This is a genomic window from Rhizobium sp. CRRU65 (assembly GCF_048551595.1).
Classification (GTDB): Bacteria; Pseudomonadota; Alphaproteobacteria; order Rhizobiales; family Rhizobiaceae; genus Rhizobium; species Rhizobium leguminosarum_J.
In genome coordinates, this window is the sequence record NZ_JBLYZH010000010.1 from 163,312 (window position 1) to 185,831 (window position 22,520).

A 22,520-nucleotide genomic window follows, 5' to 3' on the forward strand; every position below is an offset into this window, starting at 1 on the left:
GATGGACGACGCCTTGACGGAATCCGAAATCGTGGCGCTCACGGCCAATCACATGCAAGCCGCGGCCGAAATCAGACGTGTCGCCCTGTGGCAGCGGCTGCCCTGGCTGCCGGATGTCCATACGCCCGAGGAAGAGGAGCAGTATTGGCGCATGCATGTGCTACCGAATTGCTCGATCCTCGGCGCTGCCATGGGCAACCGGCTCGTAGGTGTCATCGCCTATGGCGACAACTGGATAGAGCAGCTTTACGTTCTCCCCGGGTTCCAGGGCATGGGCATCGGCTCCTCCCTCCTTGGCTGCGCCAAGGAGGAGATGAACGCGATCAGGCTCTGGACGTTTCAGCGCAATGCGGGCGCTCGCGCTTTCTACGAACGGCACGGTTTTATCGCCGAGGAGGAGACCGATGGCGCCGACAACGAAGAACGGGAGCCTGATGTACTCTATCATTGGCGCCTGCTTCCGGAGCTGACTGCTCGCCTGCAGCCATCCGGCTAGAATATGCTATCGGACCCAAGGCCATAGGATATCGGGGCTTGCCAAACGCCTTGCCCGGGCGAAACATGAAGCACGAGCAGGAAGCGCTTTGCGCGCCACCTTGGCTGATAGAGGAAACGAGAATGTCGAAATCGACCGGCCTCGGTTTGACCGAACAACAGCCGCAGGCTTTGGGCGACGCATCCGTCTGGACCGTGATCCGCGCCGAGGCCGTTGAGCTTGCCGCACGCGAGCCGATATTGCGGCGGCTGCTTGCCGCTCAGGTAACGGACACCGCTGGCAACGATGAGATCATCGCCCGCGTGCTGGCCGCGCGGCTCTCCGTGGCGCAGGTGGAAACGGGTGATCTGTTCGATCTCATCCTGTCCACACTTGATGGCGATATCATGCGAAAGGTCGAGGCCGATCTCATCGCCGTGCGCGAGCGCGATCCGGCCTGCACGACATTTCTGCACGCGCTTCTCAATCTCAAGGGCTTTCATGCGCTGCAGACGCATCGCATCGCCCATGCGCTCTGGACCGCCGGCCGTCCGGAGATCGCCAGTTGGCTCGCCAATCTCGTTTCGCTGGTCTTTGGCCCGGATATCCATCCGGCGGCGCGGATCGGCGCGTCCATCATGCTCGACCACGGTTCGGGCATCGTCATCGGCGAAACAGCGGTCATCGAGGATGAAGTGTCGATCCTGCAGAACGTCACGCTCGGCGGTACCGGCAAGGAGACCGGCGACCGCCACCCGAAGATCCGCCACGGCGTGATGATCGGCGCGGGCGCCAAGATCCTCGGCAATATCGAAATCGGCGCCTTCAGCAAAGTCGCCGCCGGCAGCGTCGTGCTCAAGTCGGTTCCCACGCATTGCACGGTCGCCGGCGTGCCGGCGACGCTCGTGCGCGTCCACCGCGTCGACGAAATCCCGGCCGAGACGATGGATCAGAATATCTAGAGCTGTCCTGAATAGGGAATTCGCCCGATCCTAGGCGGCTTGCTGATTTTCGCTGAAGACCTCGACGCGGTTGCGGCCTTCACGCTTCGAACGATAGAGCGCCTCGTCCGCCTTCTGCATCAGCCGTTCAAAATCTCCGCCGCTTTCCGCGCGCGCGGCAACGCCGATGCTCAGCGTCGGAAAGATCGCCAGATCCGGTCGCTGCAGGACGGCAGCGGCGAAGGCGAGACGGATGCGTTCGGCAATAATCACCGCATCCTGCCGGGAAGCATTTTTCAGCACCGCCAGGAACTCATCCCCACCTTGACGGGCGAGCAGGTCGTCGGAGCGCATGATGCTTCTCGAAACACTGGCGAAAAGCCGCAGGATATCGTCGCCGGCGGCATGGCCATGCCTGTCGTTCAGCTGCTTGAAATGGTCGATATCGATGATCAGCAGCGATACCGGCTGGAAGCCGAGCGCCGGCAGATGCTGGGCAAGGCCGCCGCGATTGAGGGCGCCGGTCAGCGGATCGTGGTGAGCGAGTTCCGTCAGCTGATTTCGGCTGCGCTCGGCGGCCATCAGCACCATCGCCATGCTGCGCAGCATGATGAACGCGACCGCCGATACCGCCATCCAGCTGTGAACTGCACTGCCGCCGAAAGGATCCGGCCCGCCAATCTCACCGGTCGCCGCGAGAATGCTGCGAACCGCAAAAATCGCGGCAGTGCAGGCGTAGAGGCCGACAAGCAGGGCTGCCGAATACAGCTTCTCGCACCGGGCAATGATGATTGCCTCCCTTGCGACGGCAAGATCGCAGAGGCAGCAGATGACGGAGACGTAGAGGAGCCTCGCCGAGACTGCCGAGGGATCGCGGACAATCAGCGCGACAGGAACGCTGACGACGAAGATGGCAAGCCAGAAAGTGCGCTGGTCGAGCGCTCGTCCCGAAAACACCCGTACGGCAAAGAACATCAGCATGTAGCCGGCGATGGTGACGATATTGCCGCCGTCGATCGAGACAGAGGTGGGAACGAGATTGCGTAGCGCGACGAGAAACGAACCGACGCCGACAAGAAGGTTGCTCAAGCCCCACCAGAGCGGCCACCTCTCGAAGCGACCGGTCGCATAGGCTGCAAGCTGGAGAATGCCCAGCACGAAACAGCTCACGGCAACAATGAAATAGATTGTCCTGAGATCCAGCAGCATGGCGCTTTCCCGAAATTCTCGCGGAACTTACAGGAAGCGTTTTGCGGTTTGATTGGAGCCTTCGCTAAGAATTTAACGATCGCCGGTTTTTCCCTGCTGCATAGTTCAAAATGCGACAGACCCTTTGCGCAACTCAAAGACGCGCGGCGCTGTCGTCAAGCGGCCCGCACCGAGCCGATGATGTCCGCCAACAGACCGTGCAGCAAGTCCCTGTAGCCGTTTCGGGCAGACGGACCGCTCTCTTCCGAGGTCATGACGACGGTGAGATCGAGCGACGGCACGATGTAGAGCATCTGCCCGCCATAACCCCAGGCGAAATGCACCTGCTCGCCGCCGATCTGCCGCGTGAACCAGCCATAGCCATATTCATCGCCTGAGAAGCGCGAGTTGGTGCGCTGCTGCCACGACTGGGCGATCCAGTCGGCGGGGACGATCTGGCGGCCGTCGGCGGTCTTGCCGCCGTTACGGTAGAGTTCGCCGAAGGCAAGCAGCGACCGGGCGCTCATTGCCATCTGATTGCCGCCGAGATAGATGCCCTGCGGATCGCGCTCCCATGCGCCAATGCGGAAACCGTCGACAGGACTCAGCCATTCGCGCGCCAACACCAGCGTCGGCCGCCGGCCGACCTTGGTGAGAATGGCAGACAGCAGATGCGTGGATGCGGTGGAATAGAGCATCTCACCACCGGGCTGATCGACGAAAGGCTGCGACAGCGCAAAGCGCACCCAGTTGCGCGAGGAGACCCAGCGGCCGTAGTTCGGCCCCGACATGCGATCGAGCCCAGCCTGCATCGAGAGAAGATTGCCGATGGTGATGTCGTTGATGCGCGGGTCGGGCGTTACAGGGAGATCGGCCTTCAGGATCGGCGCGATCTTCTGATCCGGCCCAATGAGCAGGCCTTTGTCGATGGCGATACCGACCAGCGCCGAGATGATCGACTTCGAAGCGGATTTGATATTGGTCGATTCCGAGGGCGAATGACCACGAAACCCACGTTCGCTGAGCACGCGTCCGTCGCGAGCGACAATGACCGTCTTCAAAGGCCGCATCGCGGGGTCGCTCGCCACGCGATCGAGACGCGGACCAAGCCCGCCGACGGTGGAAGCCGTGCTCTGGGCAGCAGCCGGCCCCGTTGCGGCAAGCGGCAGGCAGAGGAGAAGCAGAAGGGAGAGAATGCGGATCATGTGGCGCAAGATAGGATATCGCCGCGATATGTTCGCATGCCGGCGCCACTTTTCACGCGATTGTGTTTCCGCGTGCGCCGGCGCCTTCTCGAAACTTGATGCCAGAAATACAATCCGCGCCGCAACCACACCAAGCCCGCCTGCCTGGGTGGTCAAACGGCGCGGATATTACCAGCCGGGGGAAAAGTTCCCAACCTGGCCGGCCGGTCGGCGCAGCCTTACAGCGCCGCGCGTCTTTTAGAATCGATGCGCTAGGCTGCGCGGCGAACCGGGGCACCGGCCAGCATGCGTCCCGAGGCGACGATCATGCCGGCCGCGCCGTCGAGCCAGCCTTCCGTCAGTTCGAGCGCCAGAAAGCGCGAGCGTTCGAACGGACCGGGCATGACAAGATGGCGAGCCTTTTCGGCAAAGAAGCCGAAGCGCTCGTAATAGGCAGCATCGCCGACGAGCAGGACGGCACCGTGCCCGCGCTTCTTCGCTTCGAGGATCGCCGCGCGCATCAGCGCCGAGCCGATGCCCTTGCCGCCGTGATGCGGCGCAATGGCGAGCGGTCCGAGCAGCAGCGCATTGATCGGCGTGCCTTCGTCATTGACGCCGGCCTCGATGTTCCAAAGCCGCACCGTGCCGATGACATGGCCGTCGCGATCGCGCGCGACGAGCGCAAGGCCCTCGGCCGGAACGCGGCTGCGGCGGATCTTCTCCGACGACTTCTTGCGGCGATCTGGTCCCATGACGCGGTCGAGCAGGTTTTCACGCGCAACGACATCCGAAGGATTTTCGGCGTCGATGGCGAAAGTGGTAGGCGCAAAGAATGCGCGGACAGAATCAAGAACAGCGGCCATCTTGGCCTCCCGTACCCAATACCGTTATCAGCGGCGATGAAGGAAAATTGTGAAGTTGCCGCCCCGGCTGGTTACGGGGCCGGCGGAAACGACCTTAGATGACGTAGGCCTTCAACGGGTCGAAACCGTTGAAAGCGACCGCCGAATAGGTCGTCGTATAGGCGCCGGTGCCTTCGATCAGGACCTCGTCGCCGATCGAAAGGGAGATCGGCAGCGGATAGAGGTTCTTCTCGTAGAGCACGTCGGCCGAATCGCAGGTCGGACCGGCAATGACGCAGGGCTCCATCTCGTCACCATCGTGTTCCGTGCGGATCGGATAGCGGATGGCTTCGTCCATCGTCTCGGCGAGACCGCCGAACTTGCCGATGTCGAGGAAGACCCAGCGGGCATCGTCATTGTCCGACTTCTTCGAAATCAGAACGACTTCCGCCTTGATGACACCGGCATTGCCGACCATGCCGCGGCCCGGCTCGATGATCGTCTGCGGGATCTGGTTGCCGAAATGCGTGCGCAGCGCCTGGTAGATCGACTTGCCGTAAGCTTCTGCGGACGGAACGTCACGCAGGTACTTGGTCGGGAAGCCGCCGCCCATGTTGACCATCTGCAGGTGGATGCCCTGCTTGGCAAGCGATACGAAGACGCGCTTGGCATCGGCGAGTGCCGAATCCCAGGCATCGACCTTGGTCATCTGCGAACCGACATGGAACGAGACGCCATAGGACTGCAGGCCAAGCTGATGGGCGTAGACGAGAACGTCGACAGCCATCTGGGGAACGCAGCCGAACTTGCGCGACAGCGGCCATTCAGCGCCTTCACCATCGGTCAGCACGCGGCAGAAGACACGGGCGCCGGGAGCGGCGCGCGAGATCTTCTCGACTTCCTCGTGGCTGTCGACCGCAAAGAGGCTGACGCCGAGCGCATGCGCGCGGGCAACGTCACGTTCCTTCTTGATCGTGTTGCCGTAGGAGATGCGGGCGGCGGTTGCACCGGCTTCGAGCGCCATTTCGATTTCGGCAACGGATGCGCAATCGAAATTGGAGCCGAGGCCTGCAAGCAGCTTCAGCACTTCCGGGGCCGGGTTGGCCTTGACGGCGTAGTAGATGGCGCTGTCCGGCATGGCGTGACGGAAGGCGTGGAAATTGTCGCGAACGACGTCGAGGTCAACCACGAGGCAGGGACCATCGGGACGTCGGGTTGCGAGAAAGTCGCGGATGCGCTGGGTGGTCATATCGATTCCCTCTTCCAATTCCAGAGCTCCGGTTTCAACCGGAGGACAAAGGGCATACGATAGCTCGCATTGGAACCAGCCGGTGGAGACCCCGGAACCATAGCAAGCGCTCGATGCGCAGATCGTGAACCAACGCCGCGGTGCGGTGTAAGTTCGGCTTTGTCTGCCATGGATTGGAGGGAGAATCCCAACCGCACTTCCGGCAATGATGGTGTGCCTCTTCAGTAACCCCCGCTGATGGAAAGCAGGGAGAGAACAAAAAGGCCCGCACCGTCGTTGCTTCAGGCGTCCTCGCATTTTCCGGTTGGCCGGAATAGCGACTGGAGGGGTTAATTCCAGGTACCTTACCGATTTCCTCACCAATTCGAGGGTTCGGCGGACACCCATGGGCACGTGCGACTTTGGGCTGAGTGGGAAATAAGAATATTCGCCTTCATAATCAAGCGATTTTTTGATCTCGGGCTAAAAAAATAATTGAACAATAGGAAGCAATTTGTTCAATATTCCGAAACAGCTGAGGGGTGCCATGGATACGTTGACCCGCATACGCGCCTTCATCGATGTCGTCGAGGCCGAAGGCTTCTCCGCCGCGGCACGGCGCACCGGCCGCTCAAAGGCGCTGCTCTCTAAATATGTGCGTGAACTGGAGGATGAGATCGGCGCGCTGCTGCTCAACCGCACCACCCGGCAGTTCTCCATGACCGAAGCCGGCCACACCTATTACCGCACCGCCTCCGATATCCTGAAGGAGATCGACAACCTCGCCGATCTCGTGCGTGAGAACAATGCACAGCTCAAAGGACGGCTTCGCATTTCCGTGCCGCGCACCTTCGTCGATGCCGATGTCGGCCAGTCGCTGATCGATTTCGCCAAGGAGAACCCGGACCTTTCGCTGGAGATCGCCGCCGACGACCGGTTCGTCGACCTGATCGAAGAAGGTTTCGACGTGGCGATCCGCATCACCAAGCTCGAAGATTCCGGCATGATCGCCCGCAAGATCTCGGATTTCCGCATCCATATCTGCGCCACCCCTGAATTTCTCGAGCGTTATCCCGATCTCGATCACCCAACGGCCCTTTCCAGCGTCCCCTTCATCGTCGATACCAATGCGCGCACCCAGGCGAGCATCCGCTTCCACAAACCCGACAACACCTCGTTTGCCGTCGCCGTTTCCGGACCGATAGAGGTCAACAGCCCGCATGCGACATTGCGCGCGGCACTTGCCGGCATCGGCGTAGCCTTCATCCCGGATTTCATCGCCCGCAAGCCGATCGAGAGCGGCGAACTGGTGACCCTGTTCAACGATTACACCCCGACCGACCGCGGCATCTATGCCGTCTACCCGCACCGGCGCTACCTGCCGGCCAAGGTAAGGATCTTCGTCGATTACCTGCACAACTGGTTCAAGAAGCATCCGTAGGGCGGCGCACCTGCGGAGCGATGCGACATTCCGCCCCGCTTCAACGTGTGGCCCCACGAATCCGATACGGAGTCCGGTCCCAATTCCGTCCCAATTTCTGGCAAGAAGTCTGGGGCAGCGAACAGGGCAGCGGGATAGATGAAACATTCAACGATACTGATGGCCGCGCTTCTTTCGCTGGCGCCGGCCGCCGCCTTTGCCCATCCGCACATCTTCATCGAGGCCCGCCTCGAAGTCGTGGCCGGCAAGGACGGCAGTGTCGAGGAACTGCGCAATGTCTGGCGCTTCGACGAGGTCTTTTCCTCCTCCGTGGTCATGGATTTCGACAAGAACACCGACCTGAAGCTGGAACCGAACGAGCTGACCGACGTCGGCAACACGGTCAAGAAGTCTCTTGCTGACTACGACTACTACATGAACCTGACGATCAACGGGAAGAACATCACCGTCCAGAAGCCCGACATCATCCATGTCGACTACAAGGATGGCCAGCTGCTGATGTTCTTCGCGGTGAAGCCGGTGGAGAAGATGCCGCTGAAGGGCAGGCTCACCTTCGGCGTCTACGACCCGACGCTCTACACCTCGATCGATTTTCCCACCGACAACGAGCTGGCGATCGTCGGAGACGGCTTCAAGGCCTGCAAACATCAGGTGGTGCGGCCGGATGCCGACGAGGTGATCTCGCAAAACAAACAGTCGCTGACGGACGCCTTCTTCAACGATCCCACCGGCACCAACATGTCCAAACTCTTCGCCACCCGGCTGGAGGTCACATGCTGACGAAACGCCTTCCCCTCATCTTTTCCGCCGCCGTCCTCGCGCTGGTGACGGCGGCAAGCCTCGCCCATGCGCAATCGCCGCTCGGCATCGGCACGGCGGAACCAAGCTTCCAGCCGACCGGCGGGCCGTTTGCGCCGCTATTTCTCTACGTCAATTACGAGCAGCAGGCTTTCTATCGGGCGCTGACCGGCGCCTTGAAGGCGATGCGCCAAGACCCCTGGCAGCTGGCTTCGCTGATCGGCCTCTCCTTCGCCTATGGCGTCTTCCATGCCGCCGGCCCCGGACACGGCAAGGCGGTCATCTCCTCCTACATGATCGCCAACGAGGTCGAGCTGAAGCGCGGCGTGGTGATTTCCTTCATTTCTGCCTTCGTTCAGGGCGTGGTGGCGGTGGCGCTGGTCGGCGGCGCCTGGCTGGTGCTGCGCGGCACCGGCATTACGCTGACGGCGGCGACCCACGCAATGGAGATCGCAAGCTTCGTCATGGTCATCCTTTTCGGCGGCTGGCTGCTGTTCCGCAAACTGCGCTCGCTGGTGGGCAACATGCCGCGCCGCCGGCTGATGGCGACGCCTGCCGGTCCGGTCAGCATGATGCTCGACTGGAAGGACAATGCGGCCGAACGCCAAGCCTATGCCTTCAACGGCAAGGCGCAGCCTGTCGAAGCCGGCCATACCTTCGTTCCCGGCATGGTCTGCGAGACCTGCGGCAATGCCCATGTGCCCGATCCGGCCCTGCTCGGCGGCGACAGGTTCAGCGCCAGCGAGGCCTGGTCGGCGATCGTAGCCGTCGGTCTGCGCCCCTGTTCCGGCGCATTGCTGGTCATGACCTTCTCACTGCTGAACGGGCTCTATCTCGGCGGCGTGCTTTCGGTCGCCGCCATGTCGCTCGGCACGGCGATCACCGTTTCCCTGCTTGCCACACTTGCCGTTACTGCCAAGAGCGCGGCCGTCCGCCTCTCCGGACGCGGCTCGACCACCTCGATCTGGGTCGGCAACGCCATCGAAATCCTCGGCGCCGTGCTCGTCATGCTGATGGGCGCCCTGCTGCTCGGGGCCTCGCTGCAGGGATAAAATTATTTTCCCCGGCGGCGCTGGTAGCGCGCCCGCAGCCAGAAGACTGCGAAAAACGCCATGATCAGGCAGACGCCGACGACAATCGCCAGCGTCGGCGAGAAATTGCCGATCCACAGCACGATGGTCGGCAGGAAATAGATGACGAGGGCGGCGCTAAGCAGGATGATGCCGGCGGCGGTCGCCTGCGAGCGGCTTTCCGGGCTCACGCGAGTCTTTCCTTTTCAAGATCGGTGCGGATATCCTGCAGGCGGCGGATCTGGTTGCCCTCGGCGTCGAAATTCTCCGGCGAAAGCCAGGCTTCGAAGGCATCGTTGATCATCGGCCATTCGGCATCGATCATCGAGAACCAGGCGGTATCGCGGTTGCGATGCTTGGAGATCATGTGCTGGCGGAAGACCCCTTCGAAGCTGAAGCCGTAACGCGCAGCCGTCGTCTTGCTTGCCTCGTTATTATTGTCGCATTTCCATTCGTAGCGGCGGTAGCCGAGATCCTCGAAGACATGCTTGGCCATCAGGTAGTGCACCTCGGTCGACAGCGGCGACCGCTTCATCTCGGCCCCGTGCGCCACCCCGCCGATCTCGACGACGCCGTTTGCCGGGTCGGCGCGCATGTAATTCGCCATGCCGACAATCTTGCCGGTGGCGTTGTCGCGAAAGATGTGGGTAAGCCAGCCGGACTTGGTGTAGACGGTTTCCAGCCAGTTGGCGAAATCGTCGATACCGGAGAAATCGTCCTGGGCGAAATAGAGAAGCAGGGGATTGATGCCCATGCCGCCGAGCCCGTCCCACAGCGCCTCGAGATGTTCGGCGCGCCGATAGGGCTCTACGGTAACGAAACGGCCCTTCAGCGTGACCGGCTTCGGCGCCGGGCAGCCCTTGAAATTTGCAAGATCGCGCATGGTCACTCCCCTTTTCGGAAGAGTGGATAGGCCAGCCGCCCGACAAAGGCAACCGGCCTAAAGCGCGTCGCGCTTTAGGCCCTTATTTCCACGCATGTCGTTGTCGCAAAACCGCTGCACACTTTTGCGCGACATGCTTTAGATGTCACTGTGACAAGGTCACCTTGGCGGAGGACACCGTCGCCTCGATATGGTCGACCAGCTGGTCGGCAAGGCCGAGGCGGCCGGCAAGCAGATCGAGATAACCGCGCTCGGCGCGCGAATCCGGGTCGATGGTGAGCCGCGAGGCGGTGTAAAGCTCGACGCGTTGTTCTTCCGTCGTCGCGGCGGCAACGAGCGCATCGATATCCGTCGGCGAAGCGAGTTCATGCTCGATGAAGGCCGCGGCCTCGCCGCTGACATCGGCGGCCTTGACCTTATCCATGATGAGGGCGCGTTCGGCATCGTCGATGTGGCCGTCGGCCTTGGCGGCGGCGATCATCGCGCGGATCAGCACCAGCACGAATTCATTGCTGCCGGCGGGCGACGCTGGTCCGAAACCGGATTCGACGGGCGGCGGCAGGAGCACCGGATTATTGGCGGACGGTGCATCGGAAGGGGCAGCGGGCGCCTGCCCGGCCTGATAATTCTTGTAGGCCTGGTAGCCGAGGCCGGCAATCGCGGCAAGACCGCCGATCGCCAGTGCATTACCGGCAATACCACGACCGGTCTTGGTGCCGAGCAGCGCGGCGGCAATCGCGCCGGTCTTCATCGGATTATTCCTGGCCGTCTGCACGGCATCGCCCGCCCTGTCGCGGACCGAACCGCCGAGACCCGGCACCTGCGAACCCAAGAACTGGTCGAGAAGCTTTTTTGCGTCGAACATTCCTCGTCATCTCCCTGTTGAAGCTGGAGGGAACATAGGTTTGCGACGGCTGAAATACAAATATGGGGAGCGGGATTGAGCCGTCAGGCTCACCCGCCCCTGCCGAAACTCAGGCCTTCAATGCGGCAGCCTCTGCCGCGAGCCTGGTGATGCCAGCCCAGTCGCCGGCCGCGACCAGTTCCTTCGGCGCCACCCACGAACCGCCGACGCAGATGACGTTCGGCAGCGAGAGATAATCATTGGCGTTCTTCAGCGAGATGCCGCCGGTCGGGCAGAACAAGGTGCCAGCAAGTGGCGAGGACAGCGCCTTGAGATAAGCGGCGCCGCCGGCCTGCTCCGCCGGGAAGAATTTCAGCACCTGGTAGCCTTCCTCGCGCAGCGCCATGACTTCACTGGCGGTCGCGGCCCCCGGAAGCAGCGGCACGTCGGAATCGGCGGCGGCATCGAGCAGTTCCTGCGTCGTGCCCGGGCTGACGATGAACTTCGACCCAGCCTCGACGGCGGCTTCCCAATGGGCGACATTGAGGATCGTGCCGGCGCCGACTTCGGCTCCTTCGACCTCGGCGGCGACGGCGCGCACGGCCTCGAGTGCCGCCGGCGTGCGCATGGTGATCTCGATCGCCTTCAGGCCGCCCGCGACGAGCGCCCGGGCCAGCAGAACCGCCGATTTCGCATCGTCGACGATCAAGACCGGAACGACAGGCTGGAGTTTCAGGATGGAAAGGAGCTTCTCTGTTTTCTCGCCCATGGTCGCGCGACCTCCTTAAAACGATTGAATTCGGACCCCGAATAACGCCCTCGCGGAACCTTGTCGAGATAAAACCGGACCACATGCCGAGAAGGGTATGAAATGGGTGGAAATTGGGCTACCGTGCCGCAATCGTCACAAAAGGTTCACCGGTATGGCGAAAGAGATCGAGCGGAAGTTCCTTGTACGCAGCGATGGATGGCGTGCCGCTGTCGAGACGAAGTCCGTCCTCCGGCAGGGTTACATCGCCTCGATGGACGACCGTTCCGTGCGAGTGCGCATACTCGACGGCAGGAAGGCGAGACTGACGATCAAGATCGGCCGCAGCACCATCACCCGTGACGAATTCGAATACGACATCCCGATCGCCGATGCCGAAGAGCTGTTGCGCAACGCGATCGGCGTCGTCATCGAGAAAACGCGCTACCGCGTTCCGCATGAGGACTTCGTTTGGGAAGTCGACGTGTTTACCGGCGAGCATCGGGGACTGGTGATCGCCGAGGTGGAAATGACGTCGGAAACCGATGATCCCGCCCTGCCCACCTGGCTCGGACGCGAAGTGACCGGAGATTTCCGTTACTCTAACCAGGCCCTTGCCACAGAATACGGGCACGACAGGCATGGCCTATCGCATTCGGCCTGACGCCGATTTCACCGAGGCGTTCCGTAGCGTCGCGACCAAGCAGCTGGAACACGCCGTCACCATCCTCGATGAACGCCCGGATGGCGCGCATGAGGCGATCCATTCATTCCGCAAGAATCTGAAACGACTACGCTCGCTCTACCGTCTCGTGGCCCGCGACGTGCCGGATTTCCAGCGCCGCGAAAACGCAAGGCTGCGCGATGCCGCACGCTCGCTTTCGGCGATCCGCGACGCTGCCGCCCTTATCGGCACCGCCCAATATCTGCAGCATGCAGCCCGCGAGAACGAGGAGAGCGAGGCGCTCGGCCGCATCGTCACCATTCTCGAAGGGCGCCGTGACTGGATGGCGGAAGCCGAAAGCGGCCTGGAACAGCGGCTGGCGGAAACCTCCGGCGTTCTGAAGCAGGCGATCGCCGCCTTGGACGCCGTCTCCTTTGATGGCGGACACCGCAAGAATGCCCGCATGCTGGCAAAAAGCTGGCGCCGCACCGCACGGAAGGCCAAGGCGGCGCTTGCGGCCTGCCACGGCGGGGCATCGGCCGACGATTTCCACGATCTGCGCAAACGCACCTACGACTATCGGCTCTACCATGCCCTTCTGCGCGACGTCTGGCCGGGCGCGATGAAGGCCAAGCGCGATGCGGCCAAGGAACTCGTCGAGGATCTCGGCCACATTCACGATCTGACCGTACTCTCCGAACTGGTCGAGGCCGAACCACAGCTCTTCACCCGCAATGACGACCTGGCGCATCTGCTCGACATCATCATCTTCCGCCAGCAGGAGGACCGGCGGCAAGCGCTGATCAAAGCCGAAGCCGTCTTCGCCGATGATGCCGACGAGGAAGCCCAGCGCATCGAGCTTCTCTGGCTGATGGCCGGAAACTGAGAGAAGGCCGCCGCCGGCGAAGGCAATTGCGCGGCCCGCCGATTTTCTGTATTTCCGCCCCATGACCGACAGCCCGACACACACCAGCCCGTTCCTCGTGGCCGCACTCTATCATTTCGTTTCTGTGCCGCGCTTTGCCGACCTGCAGGCGCCGTTGCAGACGCTTTGCGAGGAGAACGGCGTCAAGGGAACGCTGCTTCTGGCGCATGAAGGCATCAACGGCACGATCGCTGGCCCGGATGCCGGCATTCACGCCGTGCTTGCCCTCCTGCGCGCCCAGCCGGAATTTTCGGGCCTCGAGCACAAGGAAAGCCACGCCTCGAAAATGCCCTTCCTGCGCATGAAGGTGAAGCTGAAGAAGGAAATCGTCACCATGGGCGTCGAAGATATCGACCCCAACAAGGTGGTCGGCACCTATGTGGCGGCCAAGGACTGGAACGCGCTGATTTCCGATCCCGATACGATCGTCATCGACACCCGCAATGACTACGAGACGGCAATCGGCACTTTTCGCGGCGCGCTCGACCCAAAGACCAAGACGTTCCGCGAATTTCCCGATTGGGTGCGCGCAAATCCCGGTCTGCACAACAAGCCGAAGGTCGCCATGTACTGCACCGGCGGCATACGCTGCGAGAAGGCCACCGCCTTCATGAAGGCTGAGGGCTTCGACGAGGTCTATCATCTGAAGGGCGGCATCCTGAAATATCTGGAGGAAGTGCCGCAGGAGGAGAGTCTCTGGGATGGCGCCTGCTTCGTCTTCGACGAGCGTGTATCCGTCGAGCACGGGCTGAAGCAAGGCGAACACCGGCTCTGCCACGCTTGCCGCAACCCGATCACCGCCGAGGAAATGACCTCGCCGCTCTACGAGGAAGGCGTTTCCTGCAGCCACTGCTACCACACCCGCACGGAAGAAGACCGGCTGCGTTACCGTCAGCGTCAGCACCAGATCGCGCTCGCAAGAAGGCGCGGCCAACGACATATCGGTAGCTGAGCCAGATTTCTGTGTGGATCAACTTTGCTTTCTGAAGATCAGGCTGCGTCGATGCGACGCCGGGCTGCCGGCTCCGCTTCACGTCGCTCGTGCAGCATCTCGGTGATAAGCTCTGATATCACGGGCTTGCCGAACAAATAGCCCTGCAGGCAGTCGCAGCCGAAGAGGCGCATGGCTATCGCCTGCTCCTCGGTCTCGATGCCTTCGGCCGTCACCGGAATGTCGAGCGAGCGGGCGAGCGCCACCGTCGCCTGCAGCATCTCGCGCTGGCGTTTGTCGTTGACGCCCATGACCAGCGAGCGGTCGATCTTGATGCGGTCGAAGCCGAACTGCCTGAGATAACCGATCGACGAGAAGCCGGAACCGAAATCGTCGAGCGCCACCTTGACCCCCAGCCCCTTCAGCCGTTCGATCGACTGGCGGGTGCGCTGCGGATTCTGAATCATGTAGCCTTCGGTGATCTCGAGCGTGATGCGGCCGGCCTCGATCTCCGTCTGTTTCAGTACGTAGCGCACATAGTCGGTAAAGGCAGGATTGCGGAACTGGCCGGGCGAGACGTTAACCGAGACGTTGAGTTCCGGCCATTGTTTGGCCGTCTCACAGGCCTTGCGCAGTACGAACAGACCGAGCGATTCGATGAGGCCGCTGGTCTCGGCGATCGGGATGAACAGCTCGGGCGAAACAGGGCCATGGCCCGGACGGTTCCAGCGCACCAGTGCTTCGACGCCGGTCATCGCATGCGTCGCCGCATCGATCAGCGGCTGGTAGGCGAGCGTCAGGTCGCCGCTTTCGATGGCGATCCGGAGATCGAGCTCCAGCGCGTTGCGCTGCTCTCGATCGGTGTCCATCGACGGATCGTAGAGGGTCATGCGCGCGCGGCCGGCTTCCTTCGCCTTGTACATGGCAAGGTCGGAACGGCGCACCAGCTCCTCACGCCCGATCGTCCCGGAAGGCGACATGGCAATGCCGATGCTTGCCCCGACGACAACGACACGGCGACCGATCTCCAGCGGCTCGACAAGAAAATCGAGAATCTGCTCGGCAAGCTGTAGTGCGGCGGCATTCTCACTGTCGGAGAGAAAGGCGATGGCAAATTCATCGCCGCCGATGCGGGCGAGAACGGCACCCTGCGGAATGAGCACAGCGAGCCCGGCCGCGACCGCACGGATCAACTGGTCGCCGGTGCCATGGCCATAGCTGTCATTGACTTCCTTGAAGCCATCGAGGTCGAGATAGAGGAGGAGCACGTTGCGCTTGGTCTGGCGTGCCTCGACGACAAAACGATCGACGGCCAGCCCGAGGCCATCACGATTGGAAAGCCCGCTCAGCCTGTCGCGCAGCGCCTCCTCGCGAGCGCTGTTTTCCTCCGCCTTCAGGCGGCGGCCGGCAAGCCAGCCGATGACCAGCAGCACGACGAAGAACAACCCGACGAGGCCGAGCGCCTGGATGACCATCGGCCGCACCTGTGCATAGCCGATATCGCCGGGTGAACGCGAGATCCAAACCAGCTTGCCGAGCGTTGCCCCCGTCGGATCGACGATCGGCACAAGATAGTCGGCCGCAAAACTCGGCGGCGCCAGCCTCAGCCCGCCGATGACATAGGTCTGGCCGAGAGCGGTCACCCTGTCGTCGTCAAGATGGCGGGCGAAAACGAGATAGCGCTGCTGGCCGGCGGGCACATCCAGCGCACCGGACTTTTTCCGCACCAATGCCACACCGACGGCGGCAATGCCCCGCTTGGTGGTGACGAAACCGATCGCCTGAGGACGATCGGCCGGGCCGGCCGCCTTTACCGTGTCGAAGAGGGTCCAGAGCGAAGGCGCGAAGAAATCTGTGAGCGGCTCCTCCATCGGTTTGCCGTCGCGATAGGCCATGATCGCCTTCTTCTCGCCATCGATGACGATCGCCATGTCGAACAGCGAGCTGTTGACCGACATCTCGCCGTAGTTGCTCACCGTCCAGGCCATACCGTCGGCTGCGTAGACGTTGACGGCAGCGTCATCCCAGGCGGCGTAATCGTCGAGCGTCGCACCAAGCTGATCCTCGAAGGTCTTCAACGCGCCGATCGTCGTTTCGCGCGAGCGCTCGTCATCGAGAACATTGGAATTTTCGGCCACGCGTTCAAGCGCCGTCAGCACCATGATGGTGACGACCGCGACGATGACTGCGAACGAGAAAAGCACGCCGGTGACGGTGATGTGACGGCTTATTCCCGATCCTTTGCTCTGCGACTTTCCGGCTGTCTGCATTACGACTCCCTGACCGTTGGACTTTGCCAGTCAAGGGTTCAAAAACGTTTAAGCAACCGCCTGTTGCAGGCCTCTCGCGATCTATTTTTCTGCCTGCCGCCGGTCGTCGCGAAAATGCTGGCAAGCAACGTCAGCTTGCCATGCCGGCCGGAAGTCCGCGCCCCCAGATGGCTCGCGATAAGCGTCAAGTGCCCGCGAGGCAGTTGCGCTAAACCGCCTTGTGATTGCCCTTCGGGAATTGCGCCGCGAGTTGGCGATACCACTTGCCGCTCTTCTTCACCGTGCGCAGCTGGGTTTCATAATCGACATGGACGAGACCGAAGCGCATACGGTAGCCTTCCGCCCATTCGAAATTGTCCATCAGGCTCCAGGCGAAATAGCCGCGTAGGGGATAGCCGTCCTTGATGAGGCCGGCAACGATTTCGAGGTGATCTCCGACATAGTCGAGGCGCATCGTATCGTCGACCTCGCCGTCGATGACATCGGTGTTGTCGCAGGCGCCGTTCTCGGTGATGTAGCATTCCGGCAGTTCGTAGCGGCGGTAGAGATCCTCGATCGAGAGCTTCAGGCCCGGCGCATAGATTTCCCAGCCGATATCGGTCTTGACGTCGCTAGCCGGCGGCGCCTCCACCGTCCAGGGGAAATCGCCTTTGCGTTCGGCATCGTCGGTGACGCGTTCGGGCTTATAATAGTTCAGGCCCCACCAATCGAGTTTCTGGCTGATGAGCTTCAGGTCGCCATCCTCGATGACAGGCATGCGGTCGCCGAGCGCCGCGACGAATTCCTTCGGATATTCACCCTTGAAGACGGGATCGAAGAAAGCGCCGTTGTGGAACTGATGCGCCCGCTCGCCGGCGGCAAGGTCGGCCGGGCTGTCGGAGCCGGGAATGATCGAGGCGGCATTGAGCACGAGGCCGACCGGCACATTGGGCGCTTCCGAGCGGATCGCCTCGACGCCGAGACCGTGGGCAAGGTTCATGTGATGCATGGCGTGAAGGGCGGCCTGCATGTTGCGCTCGCCCGGAGCATGGATGCCGTAGAGGTGGCTGAGCCAGATGATGCACCAGGGTTCGTTGAAGGTCGCGACCCGGTCGAGCCGATCGCCAAGGCGGTTCATCACCGTCTTGGCATAGCGCTGAAACGCATAGGCGGTCGAGCGCGCGGTCCACCCGCCCTCGCCGGCGAGCAACAGAGGCAGATCCCAGTGGTAGAGCGTCGCGAAGGTCTTGATACCGCGCGCCTTGCAGCCGTCGACCAGCCGGTCGTAGAAATCGAGGCCGGCCTCGTTCACCGGACCCGTGCCGTCCGGGATAATGCGCGGCCAGGCAATCGAGAACCGGTAGGCTTCGACACCCATCTCCTTGATGAGATCGAGGTCCTGTTCCAGGCGATTGTAGTGATCGCAGGCAACATCGCCGTTATCGCGATTATGGACGCGGCCAGGCATATTGCAGAAAGCATCCCAGATGGATGGCTTGCGGCCATCGGCTTTGCTGGCGCCTTCGATCTGGAAGGCAGCGGTGGCAACGCCGAAAATGAAGTCGCCGGGAAAGCGCTCCGCGAGTTTCTTCGGATCGATCATCTGGAAATCCTATCTCTCAGGTTGAGCCGTTTGCGCCGGATTTAGCCAAGCCTGAAGGCAAAGTACAGGCTGGCCCGAAGAAAAACTGCAACGTTGCAGGAGGAAAAACAGAACAGCTGCAGCGCCGCTCCCTCGCCGCGCTGCCGCCCTCATAACGGCAATGTCAGCAGTCGTGATTTGGCCGTTGAGACCGCGATCCTTACACGGGAAATGGCATCACAAATATGAAAGGGATCCAATGCTCTCTTCGGTCCATTCGCTGCAGCCTCATCTGCTGAGCCTGTTGCGCATTGTCTCGTCACTTGTACTTTTCAGCTATGGAACACAGAAGATCCTGCATTTTCCGGCTGCGGCAAGCGTGCCGCCCGCAGGCTCGCTGCCCTGGATTGCCGGCCTGCTCGAACTCACCTTCGGGTTCCTGGTGCTTGTCGGATTCCAGACCCGTATCGCCGCCTTCGTGCTCTCCGGCCTGATGGCCGTCGCCTATTTCATCGCACATGCATCGAAGGGCATCTACCCCGCCCAGAACGGCGGCGTCGCGGCGATCCTGTTCTGCTTCGTGTTTCTTTATCTGGTAGCGGCAGGTGCCGGACCGTTGAGCGTCGACAACCTGCTGAAGCGTGGCCGCACTGCTGCGGTCTGATCAAAATAAAACAAAACGCCGAGGCGACTCTACAGCGCCGCGCGTCTTTTCAGACGCGCAAAGGCGCTGTAGCGCTTAGAATTACTGCATAATTTTGTCCTTAAATCGATTCCGATTTAAGGAATTATGCAGTAGATCGCCTCGGCGTTTTTCATGGGGCAACCGAGATCGTTAAATTCAGAGCTTGATCCAGGCGCCGTTCCTCTTCGAAGACGCGACGCAGGCTTCGACGAAAGCCACACCCTTCACGCCGTCATCGACGGTGGGATAGACCACCGCCTTGTCGACGGCCTTGCCCTTCTTGCGGGCGTTAATCGCATGCGCGGCTGCCGTATAGATCGTCGCAAAGGCTTCGAGATAACCTTCCGGATGCCCTGATGGCACGCGCGTGACACGGCCGGCAGCCGCGCCTGAACCGGCGCCGCCCCGGGTGATCAGCCGCTTCGGCTCGCCGAAAGGCGTGTACCACAAGTAGTTCGGGTCCTTCTGGGTCCATTCCAGCCCGCCCTTGGTGCCGTAGACACGCACCATCAGGCCGTTTTCATGGCCGGGCGCCACCTGGCTGCACCAGAGCATGCCCTTGGCCGGCTTCTCCGAGCCCTTCGCCTTGAAGCGCAGCATGACATGCGCATTATCGTCCAGCCGGCGGCCGGGAACGAAACTGTCGAGATCGGCGGCGAGGCTGTCGAGCTCCAGGCCAGTGATGAAGGCGGCGAGATTATAGGCATGCGTGCCGATATCGCCGGTCGAGCCGCCGACGCCGGACTGCGCCGGATCGGTGCGCCAGGCAGCCTGTTTCTGGCCAGTTTGCTCGACCGCTTCCGTCAGCCAGTCCTGCGGATATTCGGCCTGGACGACGCGGATGTCGCCGAGTTCGCCATTCGCGATCATCTCGCGCGCCTGGCGGACCATCGGATAGCCGGTGTAATTATGCGTCAGCACGAAGAGTGCCCCGCTCTCGTCGGCGATCTTCTTCAGCTTCTTCGCATCGGCAAGGTTGGATGTCAGCGGCTTGTCGCAGATCACATGAATGCCGCGCTTCAGGAATTCCTTGGCTGCATCGTAGTGAACATGGTTCGGCGTGACGATCGCCACCGCCTCGATGCCATTCTTCAACTTCGCCTCGCGGATCGCCATCTCGCGATAGCTGGAATAGGTCCGCGACGGATCGAGGCCGAGGTCGCGGCCGGATGCGATCGCCTTTTCGGGCGAAGCCGACAGCGCGCCAGCGATGAGATCGTACTGATCGTCGATGCGTGCCGCGATACGGTGCACCGCGCCGATAAACGCGCCCGCGCCGCCGCCCACCATGCCGAGCCGGATGCGCGGCTCGCGTGTCTGTTCGGATGATGCTTCGATTGCCATTGATTCCTCCTCAATTTTTCTTCCCTTCTCCCCTGGGGGGTTCGAAGGACGGGTTGAGCCCCGTGGCTCAACCCCGGTCGATGGCCCGGAGGGTCGGATGAGGGGGCCTGGCGACTGATATTGCCTTTCGCTTGTCGCTCAAGGCATTCGTCGCTATCGCTCCTCATCCCCCTCATCTGCCCTGACGGGCATCTTCTCCCCGCTGGGGAGAAGGGAATAGAAACCTAGAGCCCCAACATCCGCCGGTTCGCCGCCTGGTCCGTGCCGCTGCCGGCGAAATCGTCGAAGGCTTTCTCGGTCACGCGAATAATATGGGCGGCAACGAATTCGGCGCCTTCGCGGGCGCCGTCCTCCGGATGCTTCAGCGCGCATTCCCATTCGACCACGGCCCAGCCGTCGAAATTATTCGCCGTCATCTTCGAGAACACCGCGCCGAAATCGACCTGGCCGTCGCCGAGCGAACGGAACCGGCCGGCGCGTTCGACCCAGCCCTGATAGCCACCGTAGACGCCTTGGCGCCCGGTTGGATTGAACTCAGCATCCTTGACGTGGAACATCTTGATGCGGTCTTTGTAGATGTCGATATTGTCGAGATAATCGAGGCACTGCAGGACGTAGTGCGAGGGATCGTAGAGCATGTTGGCGCGCGGATGGTTCTTCACCCGCTCCAGGAACATCTCGAAGGTGATGCCGTCATGGAGGTCTTCGCCCGGGTGGATCTCGTAGCAGACGTCAATACCGTTCTCGTCCGCATGGTTGAGGATCGGCGTCCAGCGGCGGGCGAGTTCGTCGAAGGCAGTTTCGACCAGACCGGCAGGACGCTGCGGCCAGGGATAGATGAAGGGCCAGGCAAGCGCGCCGGAGAAGGTCGCATGCGCCTTGAGTCCGAGGTTTTTGGATGCCGTCAGCGCCATCTTGACCTGCTCGACCGCCCATTCCTGGCGCGCCTTCGGATTGCCGCGCACCTCCGGTGCAGCAAACCCGTCGAAGGCTTCGTCATAGGCCGGGTGAACGGCGACGAGCTGTCCTTGCAGATGAGTGGAGAGTTCGGTGATCTCGATGCCGTTTTCACGCGCATTGCCGGCGAATTCGTCGCAATAATCCTTGGACGTGGCAGCCTTCTTCAGATCGATCAGTTGGCTGGCCCAGGTCGGCACCTGGACGCCCTTGTAACCGATGTCGGCCGCCCATTTGGTAATCGCGTCCCACGAGTTGAAAGGAGCAGTATCGCCCGCGAACTGGCCAAGGAAAAGGCCGGGGCCCTTGATCGTCTTCATGTCAGATTCCTCCCTGAATATCGACCGTAAACGTTTCTGAAGTGTTGTAGCACGCATTTTGGCGGGAGCAAGACGCCTCCTCGCCCTTGCCGTCGGATCTGGCGCGAGGCCAGATGCGGTATGGCTGCGACCTAATCATGACCGGCTTTGGTCGGCAAGAGGTACGTGCCGCATTTTCGCAGACACGCCCGAAGCAGGGCATAAAAAATGCGCCCATCCTCTCGAATGGGCGCATGTCTCCAGTCAATCGATCAGAACGGAGAATCCGGGAAGTAGAAGTCCTTGGCATTGTCCTTGGTGACGAGCGTCGCGTCGAGGATGTAGCTGCCGTGAACCGGAACCTGATCATAAAGTGCCGCCGCCGTCAGCTCCATCGCCGTGCCGACCATTGCCGGCGGATAGAGAACGTCGACCGGGATCAGCTTGTCGCCGTCCATGACCTTCTTGACCATGTCCTTGGAACCGGCGCCGGCAACGACATACTTGATGTCGGTGCGCTTGGCTTGCTCGATCGCCTGCAGAACGCCAACAGCCATGTCGTCGTCCTGGCACCATACGACGTCGATCTTCTGGTACTTGGTCAGGTAGTCCTGCATGACCTTGAAGGCATCGTCGCGGTTCCAGTTGCCGTACTGGCGGTCAAGAACCTTGACGTTCGAGCCGGCAATGCCCTTGTCGAAACCGTCCTGGCGCTGCTGGTCGATCGGGATCGGCAGACCGCGGATGATGACCACTTCGGCGTCCGGCGTGGTGTCCTTGATGTACTTGCCGGCGACTTCGCCGAGAGCCGGGTTGTTGCCGGCGACATACAGGTCGCGCACGGAATTGTCGTTGTTGCTCGGCGCGCGGTCGACGAGAGCGACGAACTTGCCCTTGCCCTTGACTTCCTTGATGGCGTTGACGAGCGGATCCGGATCCGACGGCAGGATGACGAGGGCGTCGATGCCCTGCGTATCGAGATCCTGCACGGCGTTGGCCTGGCTGGCGGCGTCCGGCGAGGTCTTGACGATGACGTTGAGACCGGGATGTTCGGCCATCAGCAGCTTGGCGACGCGTTCGGCATGGAACACCACGCCCGATGTCCAACCGTGGTCGGCGGCCGGAATGGACACGCCGATCGTGAATTTCTTGTCCTGGGCGTGAGCGGCGCCGGCGAACGTCACCGCCGCAACCGCCAGGCCCAACATCAATTTACGCATGCTATTTCCTCCCAATAACTTC

General features: G+C 61.7%; 22 protein-coding genes. 9 read left to right on the forward strand and 13 right to left on the reverse strand.

The genetic code is table 11. The features are described 5' to 3' along the window. The first annotated feature begins 1 nt into the window (after position 1). Together ACM5SV_RS20965 and cysE are read left to right on the forward strand one after the other, a co-directional pair. Positions 2-496: a GNAT family N-acetyltransferase gene (locus tag ACM5SV_RS20965; protein ID WP_222014787.1), complete on the forward strand. Its 495-nt coding sequence runs from the start codon at positions 2-4 to the stop codon at positions 494-496. Positions 497-618: 122 nt separating this feature from the next. Further along, positions 619-1,437, forward strand: coding sequence for a serine O-acetyltransferase (cysE, locus tag ACM5SV_RS20970; RefSeq protein WP_012759012.1), 819 nt, complete (start codon positions 619-621; stop codon positions 1,435-1,437). Between the two features lie 30 nt (positions 1,438-1,467). On the opposite strand, the gene ACM5SV_RS20975 is transcribed toward cysE, so the two are convergent. The 4 genes from ACM5SV_RS20975 to odc2 form a co-directional block, all read right to left on the reverse strand. After that, entirely contained in the window at positions 1,468-2,625 is a 1,158-nt protein-coding gene (locus ACM5SV_RS20975; RefSeq protein ID WP_222014788.1) for a GGDEF domain-containing protein, read from the reverse strand. Positions 2,626-2,780: 155 nt separating this feature from the next. Next, entirely contained in the window at positions 2,781-3,809 is a 1,029-nt protein-coding gene (locus ACM5SV_RS20980) for a serine hydrolase domain-containing protein (protein WP_222014844.1), read from the reverse strand. A gap of 251 nt (positions 3,810-4,060) precedes the next feature. Then, positions 4,061-4,651 carry a GNAT family N-acetyltransferase gene (locus ACM5SV_RS20985; protein WP_222014789.1) on the reverse strand — a complete coding sequence of 197 codons (591 nt, stop codon included), beginning with the start codon at positions 4,649-4,651 and terminating at the stop codon, positions 4,061-4,063. A gap of 94 nt (positions 4,652-4,745) precedes the next feature. Further along, on the reverse strand, positions 4,746-5,879 hold the full coding sequence (gene odc2, locus ACM5SV_RS20990) for an ornithine/lysine decarboxylase (protein ID WP_003542992.1): 1,134 nt from the start codon (positions 5,877-5,879) through the stop codon (positions 4,746-4,748). Positions 5,880-6,405: 526 nt separating this feature from the next. On the opposite strand from odc2, the gene ACM5SV_RS20995 reads away from it, so the two are divergent. The 3 genes from ACM5SV_RS20995 to ACM5SV_RS21005 all read left to right on the forward strand — a co-directional run bounded on the left by ACM5SV_RS20995 (position 6,406) and on the right by ACM5SV_RS21005 (position 9,149). Next, on the forward strand, positions 6,406-7,299 hold the full coding sequence (locus ACM5SV_RS20995) for a LysR family transcriptional regulator (RefSeq protein WP_222014792.1): 894 nt from the start codon (positions 6,406-6,408) through the stop codon (positions 7,297-7,299). A gap of 138 nt (positions 7,300-7,437) precedes the next feature. Next, positions 7,438-8,079 carry a DUF1007 family protein gene (locus ACM5SV_RS21000; protein ID WP_012759016.1) on the forward strand — a complete coding sequence of 214 codons (642 nt, stop codon included), beginning with the start codon at positions 7,438-7,440 and terminating at the stop codon, positions 8,077-8,079. After that, positions 8,073-9,149: a nickel/cobalt transporter gene (locus ACM5SV_RS21005; RefSeq protein ID WP_017995206.1), complete on the forward strand. Its 1,077-nt coding sequence runs from the start codon at positions 8,073-8,075 to the stop codon at positions 9,147-9,149. Before ACM5SV_RS21000 ends, ACM5SV_RS21005 begins: the two co-directional genes overlap by 7 nt. Before the next feature lie 2 nt (positions 9,150-9,151). Here ACM5SV_RS21005 and ACM5SV_RS21010 read toward each other — a convergent pair whose 3' ends face one another. The 4 genes from ACM5SV_RS21010 to ACM5SV_RS21025 form a co-directional block, all read right to left on the reverse strand. Further along, positions 9,152-9,358 carry a hypothetical protein gene (locus tag ACM5SV_RS21010; protein WP_012759018.1) on the reverse strand — a complete coding sequence of 69 codons (207 nt, stop codon included), beginning with the start codon at positions 9,356-9,358 and terminating at the stop codon, positions 9,152-9,154. Continuing rightward, positions 9,355-10,050: a GNAT family N-acetyltransferase gene (locus ACM5SV_RS21015; RefSeq protein WP_012759019.1), complete on the reverse strand. Its 696-nt coding sequence runs from the start codon at positions 10,048-10,050 to the stop codon at positions 9,355-9,357. Before ACM5SV_RS21015 ends, ACM5SV_RS21010 begins: the two co-directional genes overlap by 4 nt. A gap of 145 nt (positions 10,051-10,195) precedes the next feature. Then, complete coding sequence (locus ACM5SV_RS21020) at positions 10,196-10,915, reverse strand: tellurite resistance TerB family protein (RefSeq protein WP_113546983.1); 720 nt, start codon at positions 10,913-10,915, stop codon at positions 10,196-10,198. A gap of 109 nt (positions 10,916-11,024) precedes the next feature. After that, entirely contained in the window at positions 11,025-11,663 is a 639-nt protein-coding gene (locus ACM5SV_RS21025; protein WP_012759021.1) for a 2-dehydro-3-deoxy-phosphogluconate aldolase, read from the reverse strand. Positions 11,664-11,817: 154 nt separating this feature from the next. On the opposite strand from ACM5SV_RS21025, the gene ACM5SV_RS21030 reads away from it, so the two are divergent. The 3 genes from ACM5SV_RS21030 to ACM5SV_RS21040 all read left to right on the forward strand — a co-directional run bounded on the left by ACM5SV_RS21030 (position 11,818) and on the right by ACM5SV_RS21040 (position 14,183). Then, complete coding sequence (locus ACM5SV_RS21030) at positions 11,818-12,306, forward strand: CYTH domain-containing protein (protein WP_012759022.1); 489 nt, start codon at positions 11,818-11,820, stop codon at positions 12,304-12,306. Then, entirely contained in the window at positions 12,284-13,192 is a 909-nt protein-coding gene (locus ACM5SV_RS21035; protein WP_012759023.1) for a CHAD domain-containing protein, read from the forward strand. Before ACM5SV_RS21030 ends, ACM5SV_RS21035 begins: the two co-directional genes overlap by 23 nt. Positions 13,193-13,253: 61 nt before the next feature. Beyond that, the gene (locus ACM5SV_RS21040; protein WP_222014794.1) at positions 13,254-14,183 is read left to right on the forward strand and encodes a rhodanese-related sulfurtransferase; all 930 of its coding nucleotides are present in this window, start codon (positions 13,254-13,256) and stop codon (positions 14,181-14,183) included. 38 nt (positions 14,184-14,221) lie between these two features. On the opposite strand, the gene ACM5SV_RS21045 is transcribed toward ACM5SV_RS21040, so the two are convergent. Together ACM5SV_RS21045 and ACM5SV_RS21050 are read right to left on the reverse strand one after the other, a co-directional pair. Next, on the reverse strand, positions 14,222-16,432 hold the full coding sequence (locus tag ACM5SV_RS21045) for a putative bifunctional diguanylate cyclase/phosphodiesterase (protein ID WP_113546980.1): 2,211 nt from the start codon (positions 16,430-16,432) through the stop codon (positions 14,222-14,224). 208 nt (positions 16,433-16,640) lie between these two features. Further along, positions 16,641-18,014 (reverse strand): GH1 family beta-glucosidase, encoded by a 1,374-nt coding sequence (locus ACM5SV_RS21050; protein ID WP_221974408.1) that lies wholly within the window; start codon positions 18,012-18,014, stop codon positions 16,641-16,643. Between the two features lie 238 nt (positions 18,015-18,252). On the opposite strand from ACM5SV_RS21050, the gene ACM5SV_RS21055 reads away from it, so the two are divergent. Then, a complete protein-coding gene (locus tag ACM5SV_RS21055) occupies positions 18,253-18,657 on the forward strand; it encodes a DoxX family protein (RefSeq protein WP_012759027.1) in 405 nt (134 codons plus the stop codon). 177 nt (positions 18,658-18,834) lie between these two features. Here the strand turns inward: ACM5SV_RS21055 and ACM5SV_RS21060 are convergent, their stop codons facing one another. The 3 genes from ACM5SV_RS21060 to ACM5SV_RS21070 all read right to left on the reverse strand — a co-directional run bounded on the left by ACM5SV_RS21060 (position 18,835) and on the right by ACM5SV_RS21070 (position 22,498). Continuing rightward, positions 18,835-20,022: a Gfo/Idh/MocA family protein gene (locus ACM5SV_RS21060; RefSeq protein ID WP_222014795.1), complete on the reverse strand. Its 1,188-nt coding sequence runs from the start codon at positions 20,020-20,022 to the stop codon at positions 18,835-18,837. A gap of 224 nt (positions 20,023-20,246) precedes the next feature. Then, positions 20,247-21,299, reverse strand: a complete 1,053-nt coding sequence (locus tag ACM5SV_RS21065; protein ID WP_222014796.1) for a sugar phosphate isomerase/epimerase family protein — start codon at positions 21,297-21,299, stop codon at positions 20,247-20,249. Positions 21,300-21,550: 251 nt separating this feature from the next. Then, positions 21,551-22,498, reverse strand: a complete 948-nt coding sequence (locus tag ACM5SV_RS21070) for a substrate-binding domain-containing protein (RefSeq protein WP_018072728.1) — start codon at positions 22,496-22,498, stop codon at positions 21,551-21,553. Positions 22,499-22,520: the final 22 nt, after the last annotated feature.

What these genes read in the sequence shown, in the direction of transcription:
- ACM5SV_RS20965 (WP_222014787.1), top strand. Translation starts at nt 2, where the DNA reads ATGGACGACGCCTTGACGGAATCCGAAATCGTGGCGCTCACGGCCAAT.
- cysE (WP_012759012.1), top strand. Translation starts at nt 619, where the DNA reads ATGTCGAAATCGACCGGCCTCGGTTTGACCGAACAACAGCCGCAGGCT.
- ACM5SV_RS20975 (WP_222014788.1), bottom strand. Translation starts at nt 2,625, where the DNA reads ATGCTGCTGGATCTCAGGACAATCTATTTCATTGTTGCCGTGAGCTGT.
- ACM5SV_RS20980 (WP_222014844.1), bottom strand. Translation starts at nt 3,809, where the DNA reads ATGATCCGCATTCTCTCCCTTCTGCTTCTCCTCTGCCTGCCGCTTGCC.
- ACM5SV_RS20985 (WP_222014789.1), bottom strand. Translation starts at nt 4,651, where the DNA reads ATGGCCGCTGTTCTTGATTCTGTCCGCGCATTCTTTGCGCCTACCACT.
- odc2 (WP_003542992.1), bottom strand. Translation starts at nt 5,879, where the DNA reads ATGACCACCCAGCGCATCCGCGACTTTCTCGCAACCCGACGTCCCGAT.
- ACM5SV_RS20995 (WP_222014792.1), top strand. Translation starts at nt 6,406, where the DNA reads ATGGATACGTTGACCCGCATACGCGCCTTCATCGATGTCGTCGAGGCC.
- ACM5SV_RS21000 (WP_012759016.1), top strand. Translation starts at nt 7,438, where the DNA reads ATGAAACATTCAACGATACTGATGGCCGCGCTTCTTTCGCTGGCGCCG.
- ACM5SV_RS21005 (WP_017995206.1), top strand. Translation starts at nt 8,073, where the DNA reads ATGCTGACGAAACGCCTTCCCCTCATCTTTTCCGCCGCCGTCCTCGCG.
- ACM5SV_RS21015 (WP_012759019.1), bottom strand. Translation starts at nt 10,050, where the DNA reads ATGCGCGATCTTGCAAATTTCAAGGGCTGCCCGGCGCCGAAGCCGGTC.
- ACM5SV_RS21020 (WP_113546983.1), bottom strand. Translation starts at nt 10,915, where the DNA reads ATGTTCGACGCAAAAAAGCTTCTCGACCAGTTCTTGGGTTCGCAGGTG.
- ACM5SV_RS21025 (WP_012759021.1), bottom strand. Translation starts at nt 11,663, where the DNA reads ATGGGCGAGAAAACAGAGAAGCTCCTTTCCATCCTGAAACTCCAGCCT.
- ACM5SV_RS21030 (WP_012759022.1), top strand. Translation starts at nt 11,818, where the DNA reads ATGGCGAAAGAGATCGAGCGGAAGTTCCTTGTACGCAGCGATGGATGG.
- ACM5SV_RS21035 (WP_012759023.1), top strand. Translation starts at nt 12,284, where the DNA reads ATGGCCTATCGCATTCGGCCTGACGCCGATTTCACCGAGGCGTTCCGT.
- ACM5SV_RS21040 (WP_222014794.1), top strand. Translation starts at nt 13,254, where the DNA reads ATGACCGACAGCCCGACACACACCAGCCCGTTCCTCGTGGCCGCACTC.
- ACM5SV_RS21045 (WP_113546980.1), bottom strand. Translation starts at nt 16,432, where the DNA reads ATGCAGACAGCCGGAAAGTCGCAGAGCAAAGGATCGGGAATAAGCCGT.
- ACM5SV_RS21050 (WP_221974408.1), bottom strand. Translation starts at nt 18,014, where the DNA reads ATGATCGATCCGAAGAAACTCGCGGAGCGCTTTCCCGGCGACTTCATT.
- ACM5SV_RS21055 (WP_012759027.1), top strand. Translation starts at nt 18,253, where the DNA reads ATGCTCTCTTCGGTCCATTCGCTGCAGCCTCATCTGCTGAGCCTGTTG.
- ACM5SV_RS21060 (WP_222014795.1), bottom strand. Translation starts at nt 20,022, where the DNA reads ATGGCAATCGAAGCATCATCCGAACAGACACGCGAGCCGCGCATCCGG.
- ACM5SV_RS21065 (WP_222014796.1), bottom strand. Translation starts at nt 21,299, where the DNA reads ATGAAGACGATCAAGGGCCCCGGCCTTTTCCTTGGCCAGTTCGCGGGC.
- ACM5SV_RS21070 (WP_018072728.1), bottom strand. Translation starts at nt 22,498, where the DNA reads ATGCGTAAATTGATGTTGGGCCTGGCGGTTGCGGCGGTGACGTTCGCC.